29 protein-coding genes are annotated in these 26681 nt (G+C 63.5%); 2 read left to right on the forward strand and 27 right to left on the reverse strand.

Going from position 1 to position 26681, the window contains the following annotated elements:
- Nucleotides 1–50: 50 nt before the first annotated feature.
- The 21 genes from ABD704_RS02595 to ABD704_RS02695 form a co-directional block, all read right to left on the reverse strand.
- The gene (locus tag ABD704_RS02595) at nucleotides 51–842 is read right to left on the reverse strand and encodes a biotin--[acetyl-CoA-carboxylase] ligase (RefSeq protein ID WP_344700463.1); all 792 of its coding nucleotides are present in this window, start codon (nucleotides 840–842) and stop codon (nucleotides 51–53) included.
- Nucleotides 740–2173, reverse strand: coding sequence for an NADH-quinone oxidoreductase subunit NuoN (gene nuoN, locus ABD704_RS02600; protein WP_344698139.1), 1434 nt, complete (start codon nucleotides 2171–2173; stop codon nucleotides 740–742). The genes ABD704_RS02595 and nuoN overlap by 103 nt, the downstream gene beginning before the upstream one ends.
- On the reverse strand, nucleotides 2173–3711 hold the full coding sequence (locus ABD704_RS02605) for an NADH-quinone oxidoreductase subunit M (RefSeq protein WP_344700464.1): 1539 nt from the start codon (nucleotides 3709–3711) through the stop codon (nucleotides 2173–2175). The genes nuoN and ABD704_RS02605 overlap by 1 nt, the downstream gene beginning before the upstream one ends.
- Nucleotides 3708–5756, reverse strand: a complete 2049-nt coding sequence (gene nuoL, locus ABD704_RS02610; protein ID WP_344698140.1) for an NADH-quinone oxidoreductase subunit L — start codon at nucleotides 5754–5756, stop codon at nucleotides 3708–3710. The genes ABD704_RS02605 and nuoL overlap by 4 nt, the downstream gene beginning before the upstream one ends.
- Complete coding sequence (gene nuoK, locus ABD704_RS02615) at nucleotides 5756–6061, reverse strand: NADH-quinone oxidoreductase subunit NuoK (RefSeq protein WP_344698141.1); 306 nt, start codon at nucleotides 6059–6061, stop codon at nucleotides 5756–5758. The genes nuoL and nuoK overlap by 1 nt, the downstream gene beginning before the upstream one ends.
- On the reverse strand, nucleotides 6058–6663 hold the full coding sequence (locus ABD704_RS02620; RefSeq protein WP_344698142.1) for an NADH-quinone oxidoreductase subunit J: 606 nt from the start codon (nucleotides 6661–6663) through the stop codon (nucleotides 6058–6060). Before ABD704_RS02620 ends, nuoK begins: the two co-directional genes overlap by 4 nt.
- Before the next feature lie 24 nt (nucleotides 6664–6687).
- Entirely contained in the window at nucleotides 6688–7167 is a 480-nt protein-coding gene (nuoI, locus tag ABD704_RS02625) for an NADH-quinone oxidoreductase subunit NuoI (RefSeq protein WP_344698143.1), read from the reverse strand.
- Nucleotides 7164–8216 (reverse strand): NADH-quinone oxidoreductase subunit NuoH, encoded by a 1053-nt coding sequence (gene nuoH / locus ABD704_RS02630; protein ID WP_344698144.1) that lies wholly within the window; start codon nucleotides 8214–8216, stop codon nucleotides 7164–7166. The genes nuoI and nuoH overlap by 4 nt, the downstream gene beginning before the upstream one ends.
- Complete coding sequence (gene nuoG / locus ABD704_RS02635) at nucleotides 8213–10222, reverse strand: NADH-quinone oxidoreductase subunit NuoG (RefSeq protein ID WP_344698145.1); 2010 nt, start codon at nucleotides 10220–10222, stop codon at nucleotides 8213–8215. Before nuoG ends, nuoH begins: the two co-directional genes overlap by 4 nt.
- A complete protein-coding gene (gene nuoF, locus ABD704_RS02640) occupies nucleotides 10222–11532 on the reverse strand; it encodes an NADH-quinone oxidoreductase subunit NuoF (protein WP_344698146.1) in 1311 nt (436 codons plus the stop codon). Before nuoF ends, nuoG begins: the two co-directional genes overlap by 1 nt.
- The gene (locus ABD704_RS02645; RefSeq protein WP_344698147.1) at nucleotides 11532–11672 is read right to left on the reverse strand and encodes a hypothetical protein; all 141 of its coding nucleotides are present in this window, start codon (nucleotides 11670–11672) and stop codon (nucleotides 11532–11534) included. The genes nuoF and ABD704_RS02645 overlap by 1 nt, the downstream gene beginning before the upstream one ends.
- Nucleotides 11669–11827, reverse strand: a complete 159-nt coding sequence (locus ABD704_RS02650; protein ID WP_344698148.1) for a hypothetical protein — start codon at nucleotides 11825–11827, stop codon at nucleotides 11669–11671. The genes ABD704_RS02645 and ABD704_RS02650 overlap by 4 nt, the downstream gene beginning before the upstream one ends.
- Nucleotides 11824–12525 carry a complex I 24 kDa subunit family protein gene (locus ABD704_RS02655; protein WP_344698149.1) on the reverse strand — a complete coding sequence of 234 codons (702 nt, stop codon included), beginning with the start codon at nucleotides 12523–12525 and terminating at the stop codon, nucleotides 11824–11826. The genes ABD704_RS02650 and ABD704_RS02655 overlap by 4 nt, the downstream gene beginning before the upstream one ends.
- Nucleotides 12525–13688, reverse strand: a complete 1164-nt coding sequence (locus tag ABD704_RS02660; protein ID WP_344700465.1) for an NADH-quinone oxidoreductase subunit D — start codon at nucleotides 13686–13688, stop codon at nucleotides 12525–12527. The genes ABD704_RS02655 and ABD704_RS02660 overlap by 1 nt, the downstream gene beginning before the upstream one ends.
- Before the next feature lie 110 nt (nucleotides 13689–13798).
- Nucleotides 13799–14650, reverse strand: coding sequence for an NADH-quinone oxidoreductase subunit C (locus ABD704_RS02665; RefSeq protein ID WP_425565374.1), 852 nt, complete (start codon nucleotides 14648–14650; stop codon nucleotides 13799–13801).
- Nucleotides 14650–15306 carry a NuoB/complex I 20 kDa subunit family protein gene (locus ABD704_RS02670; RefSeq protein ID WP_425565375.1) on the reverse strand — a complete coding sequence of 219 codons (657 nt, stop codon included), beginning with the start codon at nucleotides 15304–15306 and terminating at the stop codon, nucleotides 14650–14652. The genes ABD704_RS02665 and ABD704_RS02670 overlap by 1 nt, the downstream gene beginning before the upstream one ends.
- A complete protein-coding gene (locus ABD704_RS02675; protein WP_344698151.1) occupies nucleotides 15222–15599 on the reverse strand; it encodes an NADH-quinone oxidoreductase subunit A in 378 nt (125 codons plus the stop codon). Before ABD704_RS02675 ends, ABD704_RS02670 begins: the two co-directional genes overlap by 85 nt.
- 75 nt (nucleotides 15600–15674) lie before the next feature.
- The gene (locus ABD704_RS02680) at nucleotides 15675–16487 is read right to left on the reverse strand and encodes an inositol monophosphatase family protein (protein WP_344698152.1); all 813 of its coding nucleotides are present in this window, start codon (nucleotides 16485–16487) and stop codon (nucleotides 15675–15677) included.
- A 12-nt stretch (nucleotides 16488–16499) separates the two neighbouring features.
- The gene (gene efp, locus ABD704_RS02685) at nucleotides 16500–17063 is read right to left on the reverse strand and encodes an elongation factor P (RefSeq protein WP_344698153.1); all 564 of its coding nucleotides are present in this window, start codon (nucleotides 17061–17063) and stop codon (nucleotides 16500–16502) included.
- A 59-nt stretch (nucleotides 17064–17122) separates the two neighbouring features.
- Nucleotides 17123–17614 carry a M23 family metallopeptidase gene (locus ABD704_RS02690; RefSeq protein WP_344698154.1) on the reverse strand — a complete coding sequence of 164 codons (492 nt, stop codon included), beginning with the start codon at nucleotides 17612–17614 and terminating at the stop codon, nucleotides 17123–17125.
- 136 nt (nucleotides 17615–17750) lie between these two features.
- The gene (locus tag ABD704_RS02695; RefSeq protein WP_344698155.1) at nucleotides 17751–18854 is read right to left on the reverse strand and encodes a L,D-transpeptidase family protein; all 1104 of its coding nucleotides are present in this window, start codon (nucleotides 18852–18854) and stop codon (nucleotides 17751–17753) included.
- A gap of 41 nt (nucleotides 18855–18895) precedes the next feature.
- Here ABD704_RS02695 and ABD704_RS02700 point away from each other — a divergent pair, with 41 nt between their 5' ends.
- Nucleotides 18896–19645 (forward strand): DUF72 domain-containing protein, encoded by a 750-nt coding sequence (locus ABD704_RS02700; protein ID WP_344698156.1) that lies wholly within the window; start codon nucleotides 18896–18898, stop codon nucleotides 19643–19645.
- 14 nt (nucleotides 19646–19659) lie between these two features.
- Complete coding sequence (locus ABD704_RS02705; RefSeq protein ID WP_344698157.1) at nucleotides 19660–20313, forward strand: hypothetical protein; 654 nt, start codon at nucleotides 19660–19662, stop codon at nucleotides 20311–20313.
- 22 nt (nucleotides 20314–20335) lie between these two features.
- On the opposite strand, the gene thiE is transcribed toward ABD704_RS02705, so the two are convergent.
- The 6 genes from thiE to tkt all read right to left on the reverse strand — a co-directional run bounded on the left by thiE (nucleotide 20336) and on the right by tkt (nucleotide 26652).
- Nucleotides 20336–21001 carry a thiamine phosphate synthase gene (gene thiE, locus ABD704_RS02710; protein WP_344698158.1) on the reverse strand — a complete coding sequence of 222 codons (666 nt, stop codon included), beginning with the start codon at nucleotides 20999–21001 and terminating at the stop codon, nucleotides 20336–20338.
- A 2-nt stretch (nucleotides 21002–21003) separates the two neighbouring features.
- Nucleotides 21004–21909, reverse strand: coding sequence for a fructose bisphosphate aldolase (locus ABD704_RS02715; protein WP_425565376.1), 906 nt, complete (start codon nucleotides 21907–21909; stop codon nucleotides 21004–21006).
- Nucleotides 21910–21913: 4 nt separating this feature from the next.
- The gene (locus ABD704_RS02720; protein ID WP_344698159.1) at nucleotides 21914–22342 is read right to left on the reverse strand and encodes a VOC family protein; all 429 of its coding nucleotides are present in this window, start codon (nucleotides 22340–22342) and stop codon (nucleotides 21914–21916) included.
- Nucleotides 22339–23544 (reverse strand): phosphoglycerate kinase, encoded by a 1206-nt coding sequence (locus ABD704_RS02725; protein WP_344698160.1) that lies wholly within the window; start codon nucleotides 23542–23544, stop codon nucleotides 22339–22341. The genes ABD704_RS02720 and ABD704_RS02725 overlap by 4 nt, the downstream gene beginning before the upstream one ends.
- A gap of 115 nt (nucleotides 23545–23659) precedes the next feature.
- Nucleotides 23660–24667 carry a type I glyceraldehyde-3-phosphate dehydrogenase gene (gene gap, locus ABD704_RS02730; protein ID WP_344698161.1) on the reverse strand — a complete coding sequence of 336 codons (1008 nt, stop codon included), beginning with the start codon at nucleotides 24665–24667 and terminating at the stop codon, nucleotides 23660–23662.
- Nucleotides 24664–26652, reverse strand: coding sequence for a transketolase (gene tkt / locus ABD704_RS02735; RefSeq protein WP_344698162.1), 1989 nt, complete (start codon nucleotides 26650–26652; stop codon nucleotides 24664–24666). Before tkt ends, gap begins: the two co-directional genes overlap by 4 nt.
- Nucleotides 26653–26681: the final 29 nt, after the last annotated feature.

Here is a 26681-nt window from a genome sequence, read left to right on the forward strand (position 1 = left end):
CGGGCCCGTAACAGGTTTCAGGCGGCAGTAAAATTATGCGCGCGTGACTCTTAGCCGAGGAATACGTCTGCCGCCCGGATCACCTCCGTCGATCCATCGTCGAGCAGCAGTCGGAGCGCTCCTTCAGCGTCGAGCCCGCCGAAGCGACCGCTGGCAATTTCGTCCTTGCTGACGTGAACGGTCAGCTTGGTGCCGTGAAGGTGCGCGCGCTGTTCCCACGCGCGGATCAGCATCGGTCCATCGTTGGTCCGCCAAAGATGTAGAAGCCGGGCAAAGCTGCCCGCGAGGAGCGGCGCGAAAACCTCGGGCTTAATTTCGCCAGGCAATGCCGCGCTCGGCCGGTCGGAAAGCGACGGGGCCGTGGCGAGGTTCACGCCGAAGCCGACGACGACTCGGTCCCCGCTGCGTTCAAGGAGGATACCGGAGACCTTCTTGCCCGAGAGCAGAAGATCGTTCGGCCATTTGAGCATGAGCGGCTGGTCGGGAATTGCCACGTCAATTGCTTCGATCAGGGCCATGCCCGCTGCCAGGGACAGCGTCGTCGGCTGTGGATCGGCCTCTCGCAGCTGGACGATTGTGCTGCCGTAGAAATTTCCGCTGGCTGAGACCCACTCGCGTCCCTGGCGCCCGCGCCCCGCCCGCTGTTCGAGGGCGACCAGCCAGTCGCCCTCGGCAGCACTATTGTCGGCAAGCAGGTCGGCGTTGGTCGAACCGGTGCGCTCGACGATCCGGATGCGACTCAGAAGAGCGCCCCCGCGGCTCGCTGGGTGATCGAGCCGAGCGGGCCGATCAACAGATAGCCAAGCGGCGAAACGACGAGCGCGGCCAACAGGATCAGCAATCCCTGAATAGGCTGTCGGACGCGCGCATAAGCGGCTTTCGGCTCATCCATGTACATGATCTTGATGATGCGCAGATAGTAATAAGCGCCGACGACGGTCCCAAGGATGCCGGCCACGGCGAGTGCAACATAGCCGCTGTCGACTGCCGCGCGGAACACCATCAGCTTTGGCCAGAAGCCGAACAGCGGCGGAATGCCCGCGAGGCTGAACATGAAGATCGCGAAGGCCGTCGCCAGCGCGGGCCGGCTCTGAGATAGTCCGGCCAGGCTTTCGATCGCTTCGACCGGCCGTCCCTGCTCGTCGCGCATCCACAGAACGCAGAGGAACGCGCCGAGAGTCATGACGATGTAGACCGCCATGTAAAACAGCACCGCCGAGGCGCCAGCCGGCCCCGCCGCCGCGAGTCCGATCAGCGCGAAGCCAACATTGTTGATCGACGAGTAGGCGAGCAACCGCTTAATGTTGGTCTGTCCGAACGCGGCTACGGCCCCCAGGAAGATGGAAGCCAGCGCGGCGAAGATGACGATCTGGCGCCAGGCGTCTGTCGCCGGCGCGAAGGCTTCCAGGCAAACGCGCGTGGCGAGCAGGACGGCCGCAACCTTGGGCGCCGAAGCGAAGAAGGCGGTGACGGGCGTCGGCGCGCCTTCGTAGACGTCCGGCGTCCACATGTGGAACGGCACGACGCTCGCCTTGAACGCGAGGCCGGCGAGAACGAACACGAGACCAAACAGCAAGCCGAGCGACGGAGCGCCGCGCCCGAACGCCGCGGCGATGCCGTTAAAATTCGTGGTGCCGGTGAAGCCGTAGAGCAGTGAGATGCCGTAGAGCAGGATGCCGCTCGCCAGTGCGCCGAGGACGAAATATTTCAAGCCTGCTTCCGCCGATCTCTCGTCAGTGCGTCGGTATGAAGCGAGCACGTAGGCGGCGAGGCTCTGCAACTCGAGGCCGACGTAGAGCGAGATCAAGCTCGTGGCCGAGACCATTACGCTCATGCCGACCGTGCTGAATAGGATCAGCACGGCATATTCGCTGCTGTGCTCGGTTCCTTGTTCGAACCAGCCGTGCGCCATGATGATGGCGATCGCCGCTGCCGGGAACATGATCGCCTTGCCGAAGCTTGCGAAAAGATCCGCTGCGACGAGGCCGTCGAACACCGGACCGGCGTGGGACGGCGCGCCGATGAGGGCGACCGTTGCGCCTATCAACAGCGCCACCGCGAGCCAACTCACCAGCGTCGAGCCGCGACGGCCGGTGAATGCCGCGACCATCATCAGGATGATGCCACCCGTCGACAGGATCATCTCGGGAAGGATGGCGGCAAAGCGGCCCATCAGTGCGTTGCTCCGTGGTCCATATGCTCAGCGCCATGCGAGGCGCCCTTGCCGAGCGTCAAATGCGAGTCCCCGGCCGGCGCGACGCGATCGAGTCGCTGCTCGAGTCGGCCGACATCGGCGCGGATGGGACGGAGAAAACTCTCCGGATAGATGCCCATCCAGAAGACCGCGACGGCGATCGGCGCGAGAAGCCACCATTCGCGGGCGTCGAGATCCTTCATCTCGGCCGCCTCGGGCGTGCGCGCGACGCCGAAGCAGATGCGCCAGTAGAGATAGAGCATGTAGGCCGCGCCGAGGATAATGCCGGTCGTGGCGACGATCGCGGCCCAGCTCGACGCGCGATAGGTGCCGATCAGGCTCAGGAATTCGCCAACGAAGTTGCTTGTCGCCGGAAGGCCGACGCTGGCCATGGTGAACACCATGAAGAGCAACGCGTAACCCGGCATGTTGTTGGCCAAACCGCCGTATTTCTCGATCTCCCGTGTGTGCAGGCGATCGTAGACGACGCCGACGCACAGAAAGAGTGCGCCCGACACCAGGCCGTGGCCGAGCATCACCAGCATTGCGCCCTCGATTCCCTGCCGGTTCATGGCGAACAGACCGAAAGTGACGAAGGCCATGTGCGCGACCGAAGAGTAAGCGATCAGCTTTTTCATATCGCGCTGCACGAGTGCGACGAGGCTGGTGTAGACGACGGCGACACCGCTGAGCACGAACATCAGCGGAATGAACTGCGCCGAACCGTCGGGGAACATCGGCAGCGAGAAGCGGATGAAACCGTAGCCACCGAGCTTCAGCAGCACGCCAGCGAGGATAACCGAGCCCGCCGTCGGCGCCTGCACGTGCGCGTCGGGCAACCAGGTGTGAACCGGCCACATCGGCAGCTTGACCGCGAAGCTCGCCAGGAAGGCCAGGAACAGGAAGGTCTGCGTTTCCTTAGGGAAGTCGTAGGCCATCAGCGCCGGTATGTTCGACGTGTGCGCCGTGCTCGACATGTAGAGCATGGCGATCAGCATCAGCACCGATCCGAACAGCGTATAGAGGAAGAACTTGTAGCTGGCCTTGATGCGCTCGGCGCCGCCCCAGATGCCGATGATGAAATACATCGGGATCAGGCCACCTTCAAAGAAGATGTAGAACAGGAACAGGTCCTGGGCCGCGAAGGAGCCCATGATGAGCGCCTCCATCAGCAGGAAATAGGCCATGTATTCGGGGACGCGCTTCTCGATCGAGCGCCAGCTGGCGCCAATGCAGATCGGCATGAGGAAGGCGGTCAAAGCGATCAGCGTCAGCGCGATGCCGTCGATACCCAGCGCCCAAGTGACGATGCCGCCGCCGAAGTCCTGATTCTCGACGAACTGCCACTGCGCCCCGTTCGGATCGTAGGCCTGCCACAGGTAAATGCTCAGCGCGAAATCGAGCAGCGTCGTGATGAGCGCAGCCCAGCGCGCGCCATTGGCACTGAGGAACAGCGCGACGACCGCTCCGAGGAGCGGGATCGCAATCAGGATGGTCAGCAAGTGCGACTGGATCACTTGGCCCACCAGATCGCCCAGCTCGCGGCGCCGATCAGCCCCAGCAGCATCACGAGCGCATAAGAATAGAGAAAACCGCTCTGGACGCGGTAGGTTACGCGGTTGCCGATCCCGACCGCATAAGCGGCGCCATGCGGGCCGAACCGGTCAATCGTCTTCTCGTCACCGCGGTGCCAGAACAGGCGGCCAAGCCACATGGACGGACGGACGAACAGGAAGTTGAACAGCTCGTCGAAATACCATTTGTTCGCAACGAACTGGTAAACCTTTGGGAAGGTCGCGACGAAGGCCGCCGGCGCTTCCGGGTTCCGCATGTAATTGTTGTAGGCAATCAGCAGTCCGATCAGCATAACGATGGTCGGCGTCAGCTTCACCCATTCCGAGGACTCATGCGCGGCGTGCGCGAGATGCTCGCTGAATGCCACAGCGCCGCGCCAATATTCGGGCGCCGTCGTTGCGTCGACGAACGCACCGTGGAACATCTGGCCGGCGAGCGCCGCGCCGACCGCCAGCAGGCCAATCGGGATGAGAATCGGCAGCGGGCTTTCGTGCGGGTGGTAACCGCCGGTGCCCGTCGCCGGCACGGCATAGGCGTCGTGCGCACTGTCGCCATGCTCTACGTCGGGATGATCGGCATGATCGCCGTGAAGCGCGTGCTGGACATGCTCCGAAGCTGCCCAGCGTGGCTTGCCGAAGAAGGTTAGGAAAATGAGCCGCCAGCTGTAGAAGCTTGTTAAAAGCGCTGCGAGCGCGCCGATCCAGAAAGCGATTGTGCCCGACACTGAGCCGCTCGCCCAGGCGTTCTCCAGGATCGCGTCCTTCGACCAGAAGCCGGCAAAACCGAAGCCTTCAACGCCGACCCCGGTGATCGCCAGCGTGCCGATGACCATCACCCAGAAGGTGATCGGGATCTCTTTCCGCAGTGCGCCATAGTAACGCATGTCCTGTTCGTGGTGCATCGCATGAATGACCGAGCCGGCGCCGAGGAACAGCAGCGCCTTGAAGAAGGCGTGCGTGAACAGGTGGAACATCGCCGCCCCGTAAGCCCCGACGCCCGCCGCGAAGAACATGTAACCCAGCTGCGAACAGGTCGAATAAGCGATCACGCGCTTGATGTCGTTCTGCGCACAGCCGACCGTCGCGGCGAAGATGCAGGTCGCGGCACCGACATAGGTGACGACGTGCGAGGCGGTCGCCGATTGCTCGAACATCGGCGACAGGCGGCAGACCATGAAGACGCCGGCGGTGACCATGGTCGCCGCGTGAATGAGCGCGCTGACTGGGGTCGGACCCTCCATCGCGTCCGGAAGCCAAGTGTGGAGGGGCAGCTGCGCCGACTTGCCCATCGCGCCGACGAACAGCAGCAGGCAGAGCACCGTCATCGTGTCGGCGCGAATGCCCGCGAAGCCGATGGTCGAGCCGGCCATGCCGGGCGCCGCAGCGAGGATCGCCGGGATCGACACAGTGCCGAACACGAGGAACGTGCCGAAGATGCCAAGGCTGAAGCCGAAGTCGCCGACACGGTTGACGACGAAGGCCTTCAGCGCGGCCGCGTTGGCGCTGGGCTTATGGTACCAGAATCCGATCAGCAGGTAGGATGCGAGGCCGACGCCTTCCCAGCCGAAGAACATCTGCACAAGGCTGTCGGCCGTCACCAGCATCAGCATCGCGAAGCTGAACAGCGAGAGGTAGGCGAAGAAGCGAGGCTGGCTCGGATCCTCCTCCATGTATCCCCAGCTGTAGAGATGCACGAGGCTCGACACGCTGGTCACGACAACCAGCATGACGGCGGTAAGGCTGTCGACCCGGAGCGCCCAGTCGACGTTGAGCGTGCCCGACTGGATCCAGGTCAGGACAGGGACGACGATCGGCTGCGCGCCGCCGGTAATGTACGAGAAGAAGATCGGCCAGCTGAGAAATGCGCCGATGAACAGCGATCCGGTCGTCACGACCTTCGCGGCCGTCTTGCCGATCCAACGGCCGAACAGCCCGGCGATGATCGCGGCCAGCAGCGGCAGAAAGACGATGAAAAGAAGCGGATGCATCAGCCGTGCATCCTTGTCGCGTCATCGACCGCGATTGAGCCGCGGCGGCGGAAGAAGATCACCAGGATCGCAAGCCCGATCGCTGCCTCGGCAGCAGCGACCGTCAGCACGAACATCGCCAGCACCTGACCCGTGAGGTCGCCGAGATAAGCCGAGAAAGCGACCAGATTGATGTTCACCGCGAGCAGGATGAGTTCGATCGCCATCAACATCAGGATGACGTTGCGGCGGTTGAGGAAGATGCCGAGCACGCCGATCGTGAACAGGATCGCGCCAACGGTCAGATAATGGGCAAGCGAAATCACAGCTTCATCCCCTCGCCCACTCCAGGGTTGACGTTCTTGGTAGCATCCTCCGGCCGGCGACGGACCTGCTTCGAGATATTCTGCGGGCGCGTGTCGCGACGCTGGCGGTGAGTCAGTACGATCGCGCCGATCATCGCAACGAGCAGGATCAGACCCGCAATTTCGAACGGATAGAGGTAGCGGCTATACAGCAGCTGTCCGAGCGCAACGATGTTCGGCTGCTTAGCGGCCGGGATGACTTGACCGCTGATCACCGGCCCGGCGCGCGACGCACTGATCGCGACGATAACCTCGGCCAGCAGCACCAGCGCGACAATGATCCCGAACGGGAGGTTACGCGTGAAGCCCGACCTCAACTGCGAGAAATCGATGTCGAGCATCATGACCACGAACAGGAACAGCACCGCGACGGCGCCGACGTAGACGATCACCACGAGCATCGCGATGAACTCTGCGCCGAGCAACAGCATCAGCCCCGCCGCGTTGAAGAAGGCGAGGATCAGCCAAAGCACGCTGTGAACCGGATTGCGCGCAAAAATGACCGCCACCGCAGGCGCGATGGTGAAGAACGCGAATAGGTAAAAGGCGATGGTGGCAATCAAGCGGGGGACCCTGTTGCGGCGCGCTTATCGGTAGGGGGCATCGGCGGCAAGGTTCGCGGCAATCGCCTGCTCCCATTTGTCGCCATTCGCGAGAAGCTTGCCCTTGTCGTAGAGCAATTCCTCACGGGTTTCGGTCGCAAATTCGAGATTCGGGCCCTCGACGATGGCGTCCACCGGGCAGGCTTCGGCGCACAGTCCGCAGTAAATGCATTTCACCATGTCGATGTCGTAGCGCGTGGTCCGGCGGCTGCCGTCCTCGCGCGGTTCGGCCTCGATCGTGATGGCGAGCGCCGGGCAGATCGCCTCGCACAGCTTGCACGCGATGCAGCGCTCTTCGCCGTTCGGATATCGGCGCAGCGCATGCTCCCCACGGAAGCGAGGGCTCTGCGGGACCTTTTCGTACGGATAGTTGATGGTCGCTTTGGGCTTGAAGAAATACTTCAACGTCAGCGCGTGCGCGCGAACGAACTCCCAGAGCGTGAAGGATTTGAGCCAGTGCTTCATGCGCCGGCTCCATATCGCGTAAGCATCAGCCACCCGGAAACGAGGACAACGAAGACAAGCGACAAGGGCAGGAATATCTTCCAGCCGAGCCGCATCAGCTGGTCATAGCGGTACCTCGGCACCGTCGCCTTCACCCAACCGAACATGAAGAAGAAGAGGCACATCTTGATTAACAGCCAGACGATGCCGGGCACGTAGTAAAGCGGCGCCCAGTTCACCGGCGGCAGCCAGCCGCCCCAGAACAGGATGGCGTTGAGCGCGCACATCAGAATGACGTTGGCATATTCGCCGAGCCAGAAAAGCGCGAAGCTCATCGACGAATATTCGGTCTGGTGGCCGGCGACGAGTTCGCTCTCCGCCTCGACCAGGTCGAACGGCGTACGGAAGGTCTCGGCCATCGAGCTGATGAAGAAGACCACCCACATCGGGAAAAGCAACAGGTTGAACGCATAAGCGTTGACGATGCCGAACCCGTGGCCCGTCTGCGCGACGACGATTTGGCTCAGATTGAACGTGCCCGCGTAGAGCACGACGCAGATCAGCACGAAGCCAATCGAGACTTCATAGCTCACCATTTGCGCAGCTGCGCGCAGAGCCGAGAAGAAGGGATATTTCGAGTTGGACGCCCAGCCCGCGACGATCACGCCATAAACGCCGAGCGAGCTGGCGGCGAGGATGTAGAGCAGCCCCACATTGACGTCGGCGAGCACCACGCCCGGAGCGAACGGCACCACCGCCCAGACGATCAGCGCGACTGTGAAGGTCACGATCGGCGCGATCAGGAACAGGCCCTTGTTCGCGCTGGTTGGGATGATGGTCTCTTTCAGGAAGACCTTCAGGCCGTCGGCGAAGCTTTGCAGCAGGCCCCACGGACCGACCACGTTCGGACCACGGCGAAGCGCGATGGCCGCCCAAATCTTGCGCTCGGCATAGATGATCATGGCCACCGCCAGCATCAGCGGAAGCGCGATAACGAGGATGCCGATTATTGTGGCGATGAACCACGACCAATCATAATTCAGGCCCCAGCGCTGGAAGGTCTCGGTCACTCCGCGGCCTCCCGGACTTCGACGCCATGGATCAACTCGTCGGAGCAGGTACGCATCGTCGGGCTGTTGCGGGTGATCGCGTTGGTCAGGAAGAAGTCGCCGATCGGATAGCGGATCGTGCCCTCAGCCTTGGCGGCGAGCTTCGGCGGCGACCACGACAGATCGATGAGGCCATCGCGTCCCAGCTGCGGATATTCCGCGATCATCCGGCTGCGAAGCTGGTCGAAGTTGTCGAACGGCAGCGTCGCGCCCGCAAGCTGCGACACCGCGCGAAGGATCGTCCAATCTTCGCGCGCCTCGCCCGGCACGAAGGCAGCCTTTTCGCCGCGCTGCACCCGTCCCTCGGTGTTGACGTAGGTGCCATGCTTCTCGGCATATGTAGCGCCGGGCAGGACGAGATCCGCCATCCGCGCGCCATTGTCGCCGTGATGGCCGATGTAGACCTTGAATGCCCGCTTGAACTTGTCCGCGGCCACTTCGTCCGCGCCGAGCAGTAGCACGAGGTGCGGATCAGCCGCTTCGACATCGGCTAGTCCACCCGCCTGCGCATAGCCGAGCAACAGCGATGCCATGCGCGACGCGGAGGTATGCAGGACGTTGAAACCGTTCCAGCCCTCGCGAACGAGGTTCATCGGCTGAACCAACCCGAGCGCCGCGCCAAGCCCGCCAGCCGCCAGCGCGCCGGCACCGACGATGACCGCTGGCCGCTGGGCCGCGGCGAATGCGTCCTTCACCTGCTTCGGCAGCTTGCCGAGCAGCTTGAGGTCGTCGCCGAGCCACTCAACCTTCATGCCGAGGTCGATCTGCGGCCCAATGCCGAAAATCTTGCCGCCCTTGCGCGCGACCTTGCGGACACGGGTGGCGATTAGCGGGGCTTCCCAGCGAATGTTCGATCCGACCAAAAGGATTACGTCGGCATTTTCGATGCCCGCGATGGTCGAATTGAACGCGACAGCGGAGAGGCTGGTGACGTCGTAGTTCAGCCCCGTCTGGCGCCCTTCGAGCAGCGTCGAACCCTGCGTCTCTAGGAGCTTCTTCGCCGCGTACATCGTCTCCGCGTCGAGCAGGTCGCCGGCAATCGCCGCGACCTTCGAACCGGCTTTGATCAGTCGCTTGGCGAAGATGTCGAGCGCTTCCGTCCAGCTCGCCTCGCGCAGCTTGCCCTTTTCGCGCACCCACGGGCGGTCGAGGCGGTTGCGTACCAGCGCGTCCACGTGATGGCGCGTCTTGTCGCTGATCCACTCCTCGTTCACGTCCTCGTTGATGCGCGGGAGGATGCGCATCACCTGCCTCTGGCGGACGTCGAGGCGGATGTTCGATCCGACCGCGTCCATCACGTCGATGCCGGCCACGCGGCGAAGCTCCCACGGCCGCTGCTCGAATAGCTGCGGCTTCTGCAGCAGCGCACCGACCGGGCAGACGTCGGCGAGATTGCCCGCCAGTTCGCCGTGAATCGTGCGCTCAAGGTAGGTCGTGATCTGGCTGTCCTCGCCGCGGTAGAGCATGCCAATCTCTTCGGCGCCGGCGACTTCTTCCGAGAACCGGATGCAGCGCGTGCACTGGATGCAGCGGGTCATCGACGTCTTGATGACCGGGCCCATGTACTTGTCGTCGACCGCGCGCTTATTCTCTTCGTAGCGCGAGCCACTGCGGCCGTAGGCCATCGCTTGGTCCTGCAGGTCGCACTCGCCGCCCTGGTCGCAAATCGGGCAGTCGAGCGGGTGGTTGATGAGCAGGAACTCCATCACCCCTTCGCGCGCCCTCTTCACCATCGGCGTGTCGGTGCGGATCGTCTGGCCGTCGGCAGCCGGAAGTGCGCAGCTCGCCTGCGGCTTGGGCGGGCCGGGCGCGACTTCGACGAGGCACATGCGGCAATTGCCGGCGATCGACAGCCGCTCGTGATAGCAGAAGCGCGGAATCTCCTTGCCCGCAAGCTCGCAAGCCTGGAGCACGGTCGCGCCCTGCGGGACCTCGATCTCGACGCCGTCTACGATGACCTTGGGCATTACTCGGCCGCCTCCAGCATGCCGCGGGCGGTGCGCTCGGCGATGCGGCGCTCCAGCTCTGGGCGGAAGTGGCGGACAAGGCCTTGGATCGGCCATGCGGCGGCGTCGCCGAGCGCGCAGATGGTGTGGCCTTCGACCTGCTTGGTGACGTCGAGCAGCTTGTCGATGTCGGCGACTTCGGCATCGCCCTCGCCCAGGCGCTCCATCATGCGCCACATCCAGCCGGTGCCTTCGCGGCACGGCGTGCACTGGCCGCAGCTCTCGTGCTTGTAGAAATAGCTGATACGGCTGATCGCGCGGACGATATCTGTCGACTTGTCCATGACGATGACCGCAGCGGTGCCGAGGCCCGAACCGAGCGCCTTCAGCCCGTCAAAGTCCATCGGCGCGTCCATAATCTCTGCAGCCGGCACCAGCGGCACCGACGATCCGCCCGGGATCACCGCAAGCAGATTGTCCCAGCCGCCACGGATGCCGCCGCCGTGGCGGTCGATCAACTCGCGAAACGGGATGCTCATCGATTCCTCGACGACGCACGGCGTATTGATGTGGCCCGACAGCTGGAACAGCTTCGTGCCCTCGTTCTTCTCGCGGCCGATGCTGGCGAACCATTCCGGCGTGCGACGGAGGATCGTCGGGACGACCGCGATGCTCTCGACGTTGTTGACCGTCGTCGGGCAGCCGTAGAGGCCCGCGCCGGCCGGGAACGGCGGCTTCAGGCGCGGCTTGCCCTGCTTGCCTTCGAGGCTTTCGAGCATCGCCGTTTCTTCACCGCAAATGTAGGCGCCGGCGCCGCGGTGGACGAAGAGGTCGAAATCGTAGCCGGCGCCAGCTGCGTTCTTGCCAAGCAACCCGGCATCATACGCCTCGGCAACGGCGCGCTCCAACACGCGGGATTCCTGGATGAATTCGCCGCGGATGTAGATGTAGCCGGCACGTGCCCGCATCGCGAAGCCGGCGATGAGAGCGCCCTCGATCAGCTTGTGCGGATCGTGACGGATGATCTCGCGGTCCTTGCACGAACCGGGCTCTGACTCGTCGGCGTTGATGACGAGGAAGTTGGGCTTTCCGGGCTTCGGCTCCTTGGGCATGAAGCCCCACTTCATGCCGGTTGGGAAGCCCGCGCCGCCGCGGCCGCGCAGGCCCGACGCCTTCACCTTATCGATGATGGCATCCTGGCCGATGGCCATGAGTCCCTTCGTATCGTCCCAATCCCCGCGCGCCTTCGCGGCCTTCAGCCACGGCTCCTGGAAGCCGTACACATTGGTGAAGATGCGGTCCTTGTCCGCCAGCGGCCCGGTGTAGCCCATCAGAATGCCCCCGACTGATGCGCGATGAACAGCGCCACCAGAACAACCAGCGCGAGCACCGCGAACTTCGTGATGCCGGCGACGAACCGGAACGCCAGGAAGGCAAGCACAACGGCGACGAGGATGGCTAGAATCGTCATTTGATCCGCCCTTGGTCGTTGTTCCGGCCAAGCTTGTTCTGCGCTAACATGAAGATGCCGACGCACAACGCGACAATGATTGCGATTTTCAGGATCTTGAGCACGATGCCGAGGAGCAGGATGCCGATCACGATGGCGATGATAACGCCGATCATTGCGCGCCCTCCCCGACCAGTCCGGCGGTGGCGGTCCACTGCGGGCGATAATCGTAGTTGCGCTCGGCCATCTTCTTCAGCGTGGTCGGGCCGCCTTCGGGGCAGCTCGTCTGGCGATCGACCCGTGGGCCCGGCTTGGGCGTCTGGCCGGCGGCGAGCGCGTCGAGGATCTTGCCCATGCTCTCCTCGGTCAGGTCCTCGTAATTGTCGTCGTTGATCTGGACCATCGGCGCGTTGGCGCAGGCGCCCAAGCACTCGACCTCCGTCAGCGTGAACAGGCCGTCATCGGTAGTCTTGCCCTTCTTGAGGCCGCGCTTCGAGCACGCCGTGAAGACGTCGTCGGACCCGCGCAGCATGCACGGCGTCGTCCCGCACACCTGCACGTGGAAACGGCCGACCGGCTCTAGGTTGAACATGGTGTAGAAGGTCGCGACTTCGAGCACGCGTATGTACGAGGTGTCGAGCTCCTTCGCGACGAACTCCATCACGGGGATAGGCAACCACCCTTGGGTGTTCGTCTCTGCCCCAACCTGACGCTGAGCGAGATCAAGCAACGGTATCACCGCTGAGACCTGCCGGCCTTCCGGATATTGGGCGATAATCTCCCGGGCGCGCTTCGCATGCGCGTCCGTCCACTGGAAACCTTCCCACCGGGCGCGCTGCTCTGGGCTGTCGAGAATGCCTGCCTGGCCGGCCATTAGCGATCCACCTCTCCGAAGACGATGTCGATGGCGGAGAGCACGGCAGTCGTGTCCGCGAGCATGTGGCCCTTCATCATGAAGTCCATCGCCTGGAGGTGCGAGAAGCCGGTCGGGCGGATCTTGCACCGGTACGGCTTGTTGGTGCCGTCGGCGACGAGATAGACGCCGAACTCGCCCTTGGGACTCTCCGTGGCGACGTACACTTCTCCGGCCGGCACGTGATAGCCTTCGGTGTAGAGCTTGAAGTGGTGAATGAGCGCCTCCATCGAGGTCTTCATCTCGGCGCGCGACGGCGGGAATACCTTGCGGTCCTCGCTGCCGACCGGCCCCTTCGGCATTTCCTTCAGGCACTGACGCATGATCTTCGCCGACTGCCGCACTTCCTCCACGCGGACCATGAAGCGGTCGTAGCAGTCGCCGTTGGTGCCGACCGGAATCTCGAAATCCATGCGATCATAGACTTCATACGGCTGCGAGCGGCGGATATCCCACGGAATGCCGGCCGCGCGGATCATCGGGCCGGAAAAGCCCCAGCGAATAGCGTCTTCCTTGCTGACCGTGCCGATGTCGACGTTACGCTGCTTGAAGATGCGGTTGTCGGCGACCAGGCTGACGGCGTCTTCGAACAGCTTCAGCCGGTTGTCGAGGAAGTCGCCGAGGTCGACGAGCATCTTCTCGGTCAGGTCGTAGCGGACACCGCCGACGCGGAAGTAGTTTGCGTGCATGCGCGCCCCGGACGCGCGCTCGTAGAACTGGAGTGTGTCCTCGCGCACCTCGAACATCCACAAGTTTGGCGTCATCGCGCCCACATCCATGATGTGGCTGCCAAGGTTCAGCATGTGGTTGGAGATGCGGGTTAGCTCCGCCATCAACGTGCGGATGTACTGGGCGCGAATGGGGATCTCGAGGCCCATCAGCTTCTCGACCGCGAGAACGAAGCTATGCTCCATGCACATCGGCGAGCAGTAATCGAGGCGATCGAAATAAGGCAGCGCCTGCGCGTAGGTCTTGTACTCGATCAGCTTCTCGGTGCCGCGGTGGAGCAGCCCGATGTGCGGATCCACCCGCTCCACGATCTCGCCGTCGAGCTCCATGATCAGGCGAAGCACGCCGTGCGCGGCCGGGTGCTGCGGGCCAAAGTTGATCGTGTAATTGCTGATCGCCTCGTCGCCGGGATCGCACGGGTGGCCGAGCGCGGCGCCCTGCCCGCCTGCGCCGACCTCGACCTCGACGCGCCGCTTCCTGGGGTGAAGATCAGTGCGGGTATCGGTCACGGCTTCTTGGCTTTCGGCTTCTTGCTGACTTCGCTTGCCGCCTTAGCCGCGCGCGGCTTGCGCGCTTCCTTGGTCGCCTGGGCATCGGCCGGCGTGCCGCCGCCGGTTTGGGCTGGCGTCTCGGTCGTCTTCGGCGTCTTTGCCTCTGCTTTCGGGTTCGCGCTCTTGGGAGAAGGAGCGTTCGGCGCCGGTGCGGGCGACGGCGCGCCAGCCGCCTCGGCGGTCGCCTTCTCATCCCCGGGCAGATGATATTCCGGGCCTTCCCACGGCATCAGGAAGTCGAACGTGCGGAAGTCCTGCGGGAGGGAGACCGGCTCGTAAACTACGCGCTTCTCGGCTTCCGAATAACGCAGCTCGACATGGCCGGTCAGCGGGAAATCCTTGCGGAATGGGTGCCCCTCGAAACCATAGTCTGTGAGGATGCGGCGAAGGTCCGGATTGCCGCTGAACGGCACGCCGTACATGTCGAACACCTCGCGCTCTAGCCAGCCCGCGACCGGCCAAAGGCCCGTCACGCTGGGCACCGGGGTCGCCTCGTCGGTCGTGACCTTCACCTTGATGCGCCGGTTCCTGGTCAGCGACAGCAGGCAGTAATTGACGTCGAACCGCTCGGGCCGCTCGGGGTAATCGACCCCGGCAATCTCCATCAGCTGCTGATATTCCAGGCCCGGCGTGTCGCGCAGGGCCCGACACACATCAACGATCGCATCGCGCTGAACGGTCAGCGTGATCTCGCCGACATGCTCGACGGCATCGAGAAGTGAGTCGCCAAGCGCCTTCCGCGCAGCGTCGGTTACGCCGGCGTCCGAAGCCATCTTCGGCACGTGAGTTGCGAGCTGGACGGCCATTAGCGCTCGATCGTCCCTTCCCGGCGAATCTTCCGCTGAAGCTGTAGGATTCCGTACAAGAGTGCTTCAGCAGTCGGCGGGCAGCCCGGCACATAGATGTCGACCGGCACGATCCGGTCGCAGCCGCGAACGACGCTGTAGCTGTAGTGGTAGTAGCCGCCGCCGTTGGCGCAACTGCCCATCGAGATGACGTAGCGAGGCTCCGACATTTGGTCGTAAACCCGGCGCAGCGCCGGCGCCATCTTGTTGCACAGCGTGCCGGCGACGATCATCACATCCGACTGACGCGGGCTCGCGCGCGGCGCGGCGCCAAACCGTTCAAGGTCGTAGCGCGGCATGTTTACATGGATCATCTCGACCGCGCAGCAGGCCAAGCCGAAGGTCATCCACCACAACGAGCCGGTACGTGCCCAGGTGAACAGGTCCTCAGCCGTCGTGACCATGAACCCCTTCTCGTCGAGGTTCCGGCGAAGTTCCTCGAGATGCTTCTTGTCGATGTCCCCGGGGACCAGACCGGCCAGGCGAGCAAGCTCTTCCTCAGTCGGCATCGGGTCTTCGCTGGGGCGGAGCATTACTCCCATTCGAGCGCTCCCTTCTTCCAGGCGTAAGCAAGGCCAAGGCCAAGCTCGATCAGGAAGAGGACCATCGCGGTCCATCCGGTCCACTTGGTGAAGTCGAGGCTGACCGCCCAGGGGAACAGGAACGCCGCTTCAAGATCGAAGACGATGAACAGGATCGCGACCAAGTAGAAGCGCACGTCGAACTCGGCCCGCGCGTCTTCGAACGCCGGGAAGCCGCACTCATATTCGCTGAGCTTCGCAGGGTCCGGCTTATGCGAACCCGTGAGCCGCGAAACGATCATCGGCAGCACGACGAACGCCGTGGACAGACCCAGGGCGATCAAGAGGAACAAGAGGATCGGCAGGTAGCCTGCGGCGACGCTTGCCAAGGGGAATACTCCAGGGGTCGAAAAACTTGGCGGGTCTCTAGGCCAGCGAGTTGCGGGCCGCAACCGTCTGGAACACTATCTCACCGCTCCGGCGATCAGTTTGTGCAAGCGCGAATGGATGTCGCCGTTGGCAGCGACATATTCGCCTCGCTTGAACATCTGGTCGGAGCCTCGGTAGTCGGTGACGTAACCGCCGGCTTCGCGAACCAGCAGGGTGCCGGCCGCCGTGTCCCACAGGTCGAGATCGTCCTCCCAGAACCCGTCCATGCGCCCGGCGGCGACCCAAGCGAGGTCCAGCGCCGCGGAGCCGAAACGCCGAATTCCCGCCACTTGCGGCGCCACGTTGGCGTAGATCTTCGCCCACTGCTCCGGACTGCCACGGCCGATGAACGGAATTCCCGTCCCGATCACGCAATCGGCAAGGTCGCGGCGTGCCGACACGCGCAGTCGTGCGTCCTGGAGCCAGGCGCCTCTGCCCTTTTCGGCCCAAAAGCCCTCATCGGTGAGGGGCTGGTAGACGAGCCCTTGCGTGATCTCGCTGCCGCCGCCGGGCTTCCGCTCCTCGACCGCAATCGAGATCGAGAAGTGCGGAATGCCGTGCAGGAAGTTGGTCGTTCCATCGAGCGGATCGACTACCCAGCGGGGCTTGTCGGGATTACCCTCGATTTCCCCACCTTCCTCAAGCAGCATGCCCCAGTCGGGGCGCGCAGTGCGAAGTTCCTCGACAATCGTCTGCTCGGCCCGCTTGTCAGCCATCGAGACGAAGTCACCCGGCCCCTTGCGGCTGACCTGCAACTGCTCGACTTCGCCGAAGTCGCGCCGAAGCCGCGGCGCCGCCTTGCGGGCAGCGCGCGTCATGACGGTGATCAGGCCGGAGTGGGATACCAAGTCAGTTCTGCCTTAGTCGGCGCGGCGAACGTATTCGCGATTGTAAACGTCGACGACGATGCGGGTTCCGGCCGTGATGTGCGGCGGCACGAGAACCTTCACGCCATTGTCGAGCACCGCGGGCTTGTAGCTGGACGACGCCGTCTGACCCTTCACGACCGCGTCGGCTTCGGTGATGGTCGCTTCGACCTGGTCGGGAAGCTGAACGCTGATCGGCCGCTCATTGTAGAGCTCCATCACCACGTCCATGCCGTCCTGGAGGAAGTCGCCGGCTTCGCCGAGCAAGTCGGCGGGCAGGCTGATCTGCTCGTAATTTTCCTTATCCATGAAGGTCAGCATGTCGCCGTCATGGAAGAGGAACTGGTAGTCCTTGGTGTCCAGGCGGACGCGCTCGACCGTCTCGGCGGAGCGGAAGCGAACGTTGGTCTTGCGGCCGTCGATGAGGTTCTTCATCTCGACCTGCATGTAGGCGCCGCCCTTGCCGGGCTGGGTGTGCTGGATCTTTACGGCGCGCCAAATGCCGCCTTCATATTCGATGATGTTGCCGGGACGGATGTCCACGCCGCTGATCTTCATGGGATCGCCTGCCTGATTGAACTAAGTGGAAAGAGCCGGCGCGGCCTCTAGCCGCTGACCTATTTCCCGGCAAGCAGCGGATAGGGATTGATTGCCGTTCCCTGCCACCAGCGCTCGCCCTGCCCCATCGTGTTTACCGCAAAATGCAGGTGTGGGCCGTCGGGGCTGGCGTCGCCAGTATGACCGACCTGTCCGATGACCTGGCCGCGCTTCACTTGCTGGCCCTCGTGCAAGCCGGGCGCGTAAGCCGAAAGGTGTGCGTAATAGTACATCCACCTCCGGTCCGGTGAGCGCTCATAGATCGTGGTGCCGCCGCGGACGCTGTTGAACAGCTTCTCGATCGTGCCGTCGGCCGTGGCGATAACCGGTGTTCCTTCGGCGGCCATGATATCGATCGCGTCGTGCCTTCGACCTGTGCCACGTGCCGCATCGTAGGTGTCGGTGAGCTGATCGGGCTTTATGCCTGCCACCGGGAGAGCGAGGCCAACGGGCCCGACCACGACCTGCTCGGCAACGACGACCGGCGCTGCCCTGTCAGGCTTGACCGTCACCAGATTGCCGCTTCGCGCCACCGATGCGGGTTGCGGGGCTACGGAACTATAGAACCAAATCCAGAATGCGCTGACGACTACAGTAGTCAGGACCGCGGTGAATGTGGCTGTAGCGGCTACCCTCAGCTTTACCCTCCTATGCGACGAAATAAGCCGTGAAGCCGGGCTTCATCATGCGGGACAGTCGCATGACGTCCCAATTCGTCAACCGCAAACAACCGTGGCTCTCGGTATGTTCAATCGTCTGCGGCTCATTGGTGCCATGGATGCCGTAATGTTCCTTGTTGAGGTCGAGCCAGGCGACACCGACCGGGCCGTTAGGACCCGGCGGTAGCTTCTGCTCGGCCTTGTCGTCAGCGACATCCCAGAACAGGTCGGGCTGATAATTGAACGGCGGCAGGAAGGAATAAGTGCCGACCTTCCAGGCGCCGAGCGGCAGCGGATCGTGGCTTGAGCCGGTCGTCACCGGGAATTGCGCGACGAGCGTGCCGCTGGGCACCGCCGGCGACGCGCCCTTCTGCTTGCTGGAAGCCTCAGCCTTCGGCGCTGCGTTGGATGACCCGTCGGACTTGTAGACCTTCATCGTTCCGTCGGTCTTGTCGACGACGATGAAATCACCCTGCGGCTCTGTCGCCTCGACATTGAGCATGTTGAGCAGCTGTGCCTGCTTGGCGTCCGCGCCACCATAGTCGCGCGACTGCGGAACGACATTGGGAAGCCGAAGCGTTTGCCCCGGTCCGATCAGCTTGTCCGGGCCGTTGAGCGCAACGATCGTGTCCGATGTCGTGTGATAGCGTTCGGAGACTTTCTCCAGCATGTTGCGATAGCCCATGAACTTGAGCTTCGCCTGATCCTCAGGCTTTTTCGGGAACGGGTAGACGAACGGTCCGCCGACGTCGTCCGCGGTGAGCTTCACGTAAACGGTCGAGTTCTTGTTCTGCTCAAGAAGCGCGGTCCGCGTGGGCCCATCGAGCTTGCCGGTCACGGTCAGGCCCTTTGCCTCCTGAAAGCCCTTGATCGCCTGGGTTAGCGAGGTTCCCTTGCGCCCGTCGATGACGCCCGGCGAGAATCCGGCAGCGTCGAGCAGCACTTGCGCATGGAACAGCTCGCCGGTGATCGGCGACCCCTTCGTGCCGGGCGCGACCCAGCTGGTCTTTGCAGCCAACGAGGTCTGCGGCTGTTGGGCAATGGCGGCGACGGCGAACGTGCCAAGGGCGATAGAAGCAAGAAGGACGCGCAACGCAACTCTCCAACGAAAAGGGGGTTTTGCGCGTTGGAACGATGCAAGCCTCAACAAGCTCCCAAATCCATGTCGGCTGCTCCGGCTGGGTGTACAAGCACTGGCGTGGGATCTTCTATCGAGACGGCCTGCCGCAGACGCGTTGGTTCCACCGCTACGCCGAGGAGTTCGACACCGTCGAAATCAACGCGAGCTTCTATCGCCTGCCACCGGAAAAGACGTTCGACGGCTGGCACGAAAAAGCGCCGCCGGGCTTCCGATACGCGATGAAGGCAAACCGCTTCATTACGCATCTAAAAAAGCTGGTCGGGTGCGACGAAGAGATCGACCGCTTTATCGAGCTCTGCCGACGGCTCGGCGATGCGCTTGGGCCGATCCTCTACCAGCTACCGCCAAGCCTTCACAAAGACGTGCCGAGGTTGGAGACCTTCATGAAGCGGCTTCCTGGCGACGTGGAGCAGGTTGTCGAGTTCCGGCACAAGAGCTGGTACGACGAGGAAGTCCTCAGGATGCTCGACCGATATGGCGTTGGCTTTGTGGCCCACGATCTCGTCGGTCTGGTCTCGCCACGCTGGGCGAGCGGCCGCACGGCCTATGCCCGCTTCCATGGCACCGGCGGCAAATATTGGGGCCGATATTCCGACGAGCAGCTCGTCCAATGGACCGACTGGTGCCTGGATCAGGCGCGGCGCGGGCGAAGCGTCTGGTGCTATTTCAACAACGACATTCACGGCCATGCGCTGGACGACGCGCGGACGTTGAAGTCGATGGTGCGACAAATGAACCGCTGATAGGTCGGCGAAGCATGAGGCATTTTTTCAATCAACAGCTGTTCGCGACAAATGTCATGACGGTGCCGGTCGACGCGGCAATCGCAGCGGAATTTTCGGGCGAGGCGCGACGGGCGATCAGCGGCATGGCGACCGTGAAGCCGGACTGGCCGAGCAACATCGAGTGGGTCGCCCCGTCCCAACCGGAAGCCCACGGAGTCTTCGAATCGGCCTTTGGACGCATGGGGGTTGCCGCGCATGTGAGAGGGTTCCTCGACGTCCATCGCGAGGTGCGCCTCTACGCGGGCTTTATGGTGATCCGCAGCGAATGCTCGGCGCCGACTTTCCATGTCGACTGGATCAACACCAATAACGAAGCCTTCACGCTGCTCACACCCGTGTCGCCGGTCCCAAAGGGCTTCGGGCTCCTTTACCGGCGGGCAGACGGGCAGATTGCCGAATATGATTACAATGTCGGTGAAGCGATCGTCTTCGGCGACCACTTCTACCACTCAACCAAGCCGGGCCGTTCCCACGAGCCCGTGGTCCTGCTCTGCTTCGAGTTCGGAACCGACAAGATGCAGCACTGGGACAAGATCCTGGCGACGATCGCCGGACAGGCAGCGATACTGCGCCGTCCGGACGGCGAATTCATGCAGACGAATGCGAGGTTCGGCGCCGGCTACTGAAGTCCGCCGATCCCTAGCGCCTCTAACCTCCGAGGACGTCGTCAAAGGCCCGCACTGCGGCCGCCGCATCGTCCTTGCCCCAAATCGCCTGGCAGACAGCGAGGAAATCAGCACCCGCATTGACAAGCGGCTTCGCGTTCTCGGCAGTGATGCCGCCGATTGCGACGCAGGGAATTTCGAACAGTGCCGACCACCAGGTCAGGATCGAAGGGTCTGGGCGATAATCGGAGGGCTTGGTCGTTGTCGGATAGAAAGCGCCGAACGCGACATAGTCGGCGCCCGCTTCCCCCGCTTCCATCGCGAGATGGCGGCTGTCGTGGCAGGTTTTGCCGATTTGCGCGGCAGGGCCAAGCAACGCACGGGCTTCGCGAATGTCGCCGTCGTGCTGGCCGAGGTGAACGCCATCGGCGCCAAGGCGTTTCGCGAGCGCCATGCTGTCGTTGACAATGAAGGCTACGTCAGCATCGGCGCAAATGCGCTGCAACGGCTCGGCAAGCCGTGCGAGCTCATGGTCGTCGACGTCCTTCACGCGCAGCTGAAATGCGGCCGCGATGCCCGGTTCCAGCGCAGCCTTCAGCCGGTCGGGGAACGTGCCGCCGACGTCCTGCGGGCTGATCAGGTATAGCTTCGCCGGTTCCGTCCGCTCGCGCGGCGGAAAGTCGATCGGGTCATAATCGGCTTCGTCCAAGGTCAGGCCGCAACCTTGGTCGTGGATGCCCGGTAAATCTCGTCGATCGCCGAACCGAGCGTGTCGTTGAACTCCTGATCGCTTTGCTGGGCGCGAAGATCGGACAACAGCGCGCGGCTAAAGCTGGCGATCATGCCGCGGTTCTTCGCCAACTCTCGGCAGGCTTCCGCGCGCGAGAAACCGCCGGACAACGCCACGACCCGCAGGACCTTCGGATGATCGACGAGCGGCTCGAACAAGCCGGGCTTGGCTGGAATGGAAAGCTTCAGCATGACCTGCTGCCCATCGGGCAAGGCGTCGAGTTCTTCGAGGATGGCCGTCAGCAGGAGCTCGTCGCTCGTGGCGCGGTCTGCGCTTTTGATGTTCACTTCGGGCTCGACGACCGGCATTAGGTCATGCGCGATCACCTGCTTGGCGATCTGGAACTGCTGCGCGACGAGAACGGCGATTCCCGACATGTTCGCTTCGTTGATGACCGAGCGTTCCTTGGTGCCAAATACGTCAAGGGACTTGGCGCGCTCGAGAAGCCTGTCCAGCTCCGGCATCGGCTTCATCAGCTGGACGCCATTTTCCTCGGCTTCCAGCCCCTTGTCGATCTTGATGAAGGGAACGACGCCCTGGTCGATCAACGCTTGCGGCGTCGGCTTGCCGTCGACCGTCCCGTCCATCGTCCGTTCGAACAGGATCGCGCCGATGACCTTGCCGCTGCCGAAGCACGGAGAGGTGATGATACGGGACCGCATCTGGTGGATGAGGCCGTACATTTCCTCTTCGGTCGACCACGCGTCCTCCTCAACTCCATAGCCCTGAAGCGCCTTCGGCGTTGAACCGCCTGACTGGTCCAGCGCGGCAATGAACCCATCGCCGCCGGCAATCTTGGCGCGCATCTGCTCGTTGATCATCGTCATCCGTTCACCCTGCTGTTTGCACTGATCCTTCGGGGGGTGGCGGCCCTTTCAGTTCGACGCCATTGCCTTCCGGATCCTTGAAGAAGATCGACGGTCCGTCGCCGTCCGCACCATAACGAGATTTTATCTGGCCCTCGATGCCGTGGCTCTTAAGCTTGGCGAGGATGGCTTCGCCGTCCCAGGGCCGCACGCGATAGGCGACATGATCCACGTTCCGGCCTTCGCTGCCGGGAGCGGCGCCGCCGGTCCGGCCGAGCTGTCCGTCCACCGGCACCAGGTCGATCATCATGTTCCCAAGACGCAGGTGGTGGAGGCCGATGTCATCGCGGCGGCGATCCCACCGTCCGCCCAGCACATCGATGTAGAATGCGCCGACTTTCTCGACGTCAAGCACTCGGAGCACGACGTGATCGGCGGACTCGATGTTGATCATTGGCGTTCGAGCGCAGCGACGCCGGGAAGCGTGCGGCCTTCCATCCATTCAAGAAATGCGCCGCCAGCGGTCGACACGAAGGTGAAGTCAGCGGCGACGCCGGCGTGATTAAGTGCCGCAACGGTGTCTCCACCGCCGGCGACCGAAACGAGCGATCCTTCCTTCGTCAGCGCGGCGGCCGTCTTCGCCAGCGCCACGGTGGCGGCGTCGAATGGAGGCGTCTCGAAGGCACCGAGCGGGCCGTTCCAAACCAAGGTGCAACACGTCTTCAGCACATCGGCCTGCGCCTCGACCGCCGCCGGGCCCACGTCCAGGATCATTTCGTCGGGCTGGACCTCGTGCACATTGCAGGTCCGCATGCTCGGTGGGTTCGGCGCGAATTCCTTTGCCACAACGACGTCGTACGGAAGGTGGATGGTGCAGCCAGCCTCCTCGGCGCGGTCGATGATGCTTTCCGCCTCTCCGGTGAGTTCATGCTCGCACAGGGACTTTCCGACATTGACCCCGCGGACCGCGAGGAACGTGTTGGCCATGCCGCCACCGATGATCAGGTGATCGACCTTGGTGACGAGATGGCCGAGGACGGCGAGCTTAGTCGAAACCTTGGCGCCGCCGACGACCGCCGCCACCGGTCGCTCCGGATTGCCGAGCGCGCGTTCGAGCGCCTTGAGTTCCGCTTCCATCGCGCGGCCGGCGAAGCTCGGGCGATAGTGGGTGATGCCTTCGGTCGAGGCGTGGGCGCGGTGCGACACGGAGAATGCGTCGTTGACGTAGAAATCCCCCAGCGCTGCCATACCCTTGGCGAGTTCGGGATCGTTCTTTTCCTCGCCGAGATGGAAGCGCGTGTTTTCGAGAATGCCGATATTGCCAGGTAGCATCGTGGTGATGGCCCGCTCCGCCTCCGGCCCCTGGCAATCCTCGATGAAGCGCACCGAACGGCCCGCGAGCCGATGGACCGGCATCACCAGCTGTGCCGTGGACATGTCCGGTCGCGTTTCGCCCTTGGGCCGACCAGAGTGAGACAGCAGCAGCACAATGGCGCCGCGGTCGCTTAGCTCGAGCACCGTCGGCAGCATCGCCCGGAGCCGCGTATCGTCGGTAACACGCGCACCATCCATGGGCACGTTGAGGTCGACGCGCACCAGCACTTTGCTGCCGGTCAGATCGTCCGGCAGGTCGTCGAGGGTTTTGAAGCGGCTCATTTCAGGCGAATGTTCCCAAAGTTCGCAGTGACGACGACGGTCAGGCTCTCGCTGTCCGCGCCATCGACGGACACGCCGCGAGCGTTTGCCTGAAAACGCGCCTGTAGGACAGACGTCAGCCGAGCTTCCCCATTGCCGCGGCGGTATCGATCATGCGGTTCGAGAAGCCCCATTCATTGTCGTACCAGCTAACGACGCGGACGAGCTTGCCGTCGAGCACAGCCGTTTCGAGGCTGTCGACTGTCGAGCTTGCCGGCGTGTGCATGAGATCGATCGAGACCAAAGGCTCATCGGTGTAATCGAGGATGCCCTTCAGGCGATCGGTCTCCGAAGCGGTCTTGAGTATCTGGTTCACTTCCTCATGCGTGGTGTCGCGCTTTGGGGTGAAGGTCAGATCGACGAGGCTCACGTCCGGCACCGGCACGCGGATCGCGGAGCCGTCGAGCTTGCCCTTGAGCTCCGGAAGCACTTCTCCGACCGCGCGGGCGGCGCCCGTCGTGGTCGGGATCATCGACATGGCGGCAGCGCGTGCGCGACGGAGGTCGGGGTGGATCTGGTCGAGGATTTTCTGGTCGTTGGTGTAAGCGTGGACCGTGGTCATCAGGCCGCGTTCGATGCCCAGGGCGTCGTTCAAAACCTTGGCGACCGGCGCCAGGCAGTTGGTGGTGCAGGACGCGTTGGAGACGATCTTGTGCGCCGCCGTCAGCTTATCGTCGTTGACTCCGTAGACGACGGTGAGGTCGACGCCCTTGGCCGGCGCGGAGATCAGGACCTTCTTGGCACCAGCGGCGATGTGCTTCTCTGCGCTCGCACGGTCGGTGAAGAAGCCGGTGCATTCGAGAACGATGTCGATGCCCTGGGCCCCGTGCGGGAGATTGGCCGGATCCTTTTCGGCCGTCACATGGATCTTCTTGCCGTCCACGACGATGTCGCTGCCTTCGGCCTTTACGTCGCCCGGGAACTTGCCGTGGACGCTGTCGTGCTTGAACAGCCACGCATTGGCCTTGGCGTCCGCAAGGTCGTTTACCGACACCAGCTCGAGCCCGCAGTCGGGACGCTCGAGGATCGCGCGAGCGACCAGGCGGCCGATGCGGCCGAAGCCGTTGATTGCAACTTTCGTCATTGGAAGCCTCTTTGTTTCATGAAGTCGGTGATGCGAGTGGCGACCTTGTCGGGGGTCAGGCCGAAATAGTCGTAGGCGTCGGGCGCTGGCGCGGAGACGCCGAAACGGTCGATGCCGATGCGAAGGCCGTGGAGGCCGGTGTAGCGCTCCCACCCGAAGGTGGTGCCGGCCTCGATCGACACGCGCAGGATCTCCCGATTGCTGACGTCGGGAAGAATGTCCTCGCGATAATCCCAGGGCTGCGCGTCGAAGCGCTCGGTGCAAGGCATGGAGACCACGTCGGTGCCGATGCCCTGCGCTTCAAGGCGTTCGGCGGCGTCGAGCGCGATTTCCACTTCTGAGCCGGTCGCCATGATGATGACCTTGCGGGCGTTCTCGGCGGGCTTGAGGCGATAGGCGCCACGCGCGGTCAGGTTCTCGCCGGCCATTTCGGTGCGCACGGGGCGAAGGTTCTGGCGGGTGAGCGCGAGTACGCTTGGCAGGTCGCTCGACAGCGCCAGCGCCCAGCTCTCCGCGGTCTCGACGGCGTCTGCCGGTCGATAGACTTCCAGCTGCGGCATGGCGCGGAGGCTTTGGAGATGCTCGATCGGCTGGTGCGTCGGGCCGTCTTCGCCAAGTCCGATGGAATCGTGGGTCATCACGTAGACGACGCGCGCTTCCTGCAGCGCCGAGAGCCGGATCGCCGGACGGGCATAATCGGTGAATACGAGGAAGGTGCCGCCGTATGGGATGACGCCGCCATGCAGCGCCATGCCGTTCATCGCCGCCGCCATGCCGAACTCGCGGATGCCGTAATAAATGTAACGGCCGCCGTAGTTTTCCGGCGTTAGCGGCTCGATATTCTTGGTCTTGGTGTTGTTGGAACCGGTGAGGTCTGCCGAGCCGCCGATGGTCGCCGGGATCGCGGCGTTGATCGCTTCGAGTGCCATTTCGGACGCTTTGCGCGTCGCTACCGGCTTCAGGTCCTGCAGCAGCTTGTCGATGTAGGGCCGAAGCCAGCCGTCATGGACCTTGCCATTGAGGCGGCGCTGGAAATCTTCCTTCCGGCCGCTGGCGTCCAGCCGCTCCTTCCACAGCGCATGTTCGACGGCCCCGCGCTTGCCGGCGGCGCGCCAGGCGGTGAGCACGTCTTCGGGGATGGTGAATTCCTGCGGCTCCAGGCCGAGCTCGGCCCGCGCCGCTTCGACCTCGTCCTTGCCGAGTGCAGCGCCGTGGGTCGCCGATGTGCCCTGCTTGTTCGGAGCGCCGAAGCCGATGATGGTGCGGCAGCGGATGAGGCTGGGGCGCGGATCGGCCACCGCTTTCTCAATCGCGCGGCTCACGTCATCGGCGTCGAGACCGTCGCATTCGCAAGTGTGCCATTGTGCGGCCTGGTGGCGAGCGACCACGTCTTCGTTGCGCGATAGCTCGGTCGAGCCGTCGATGGTGATGCTGTTGTCGTCCCACAGGACGATCAGGCGGCCGAGCTTCAGGTTGCCGGCTAGACCCACCGCTTCGTGATTGACGCCCTCCATGAGGTCGCCGTCTCCGGCGATCACAAAGGTCTTATGGTCGACGAGATCGTCGCCGTAGACAGCGTTAAGGTGCCGCTCGGCGATCGCCATGCCGACCGCCATCGCGACGCCCTGGCCGAGCGGACCGGTGGTGACTTCGACGCCCGGCAGCTCGAAATTCTCGGGATGGCCCGCCGTCGGGCTGCCGAGCTTCCGGAAGTGCTTGATGTCCTCGAGCGTCGGCCGGTCGTACCCGGTGAGGTAGAGCAAGGCGTAGATGAGCATCGAGCCGTGGCCGGCAGAAAGAATAAACCGGTCGCGGTCTGCCCAGTGCGGGTCGCTCGCGTCGAACTTCAGGTGCCGTGTGAAGAGCGCGGTTGCCGCGTCGGCCATGCCCATCGGCATGCCCGGATGCCCGCTGTTTGCGGCCTCGACCGCGTCCATGGCCAGAGCGCGAATGGCGTTTGCGAGGCGGCGGTGGGTCGGCTGCATAGGCTCCAACGGTCGGGGTTCCGTCCGGG

This window comes from Sphingomonas limnosediminicola, assembly GCF_039537965.1.
Lineage (GTDB): Bacteria > Pseudomonadota > Alphaproteobacteria > Sphingomonadales > Sphingomonadaceae > Sphingomicrobium > Sphingomicrobium limnosediminicola.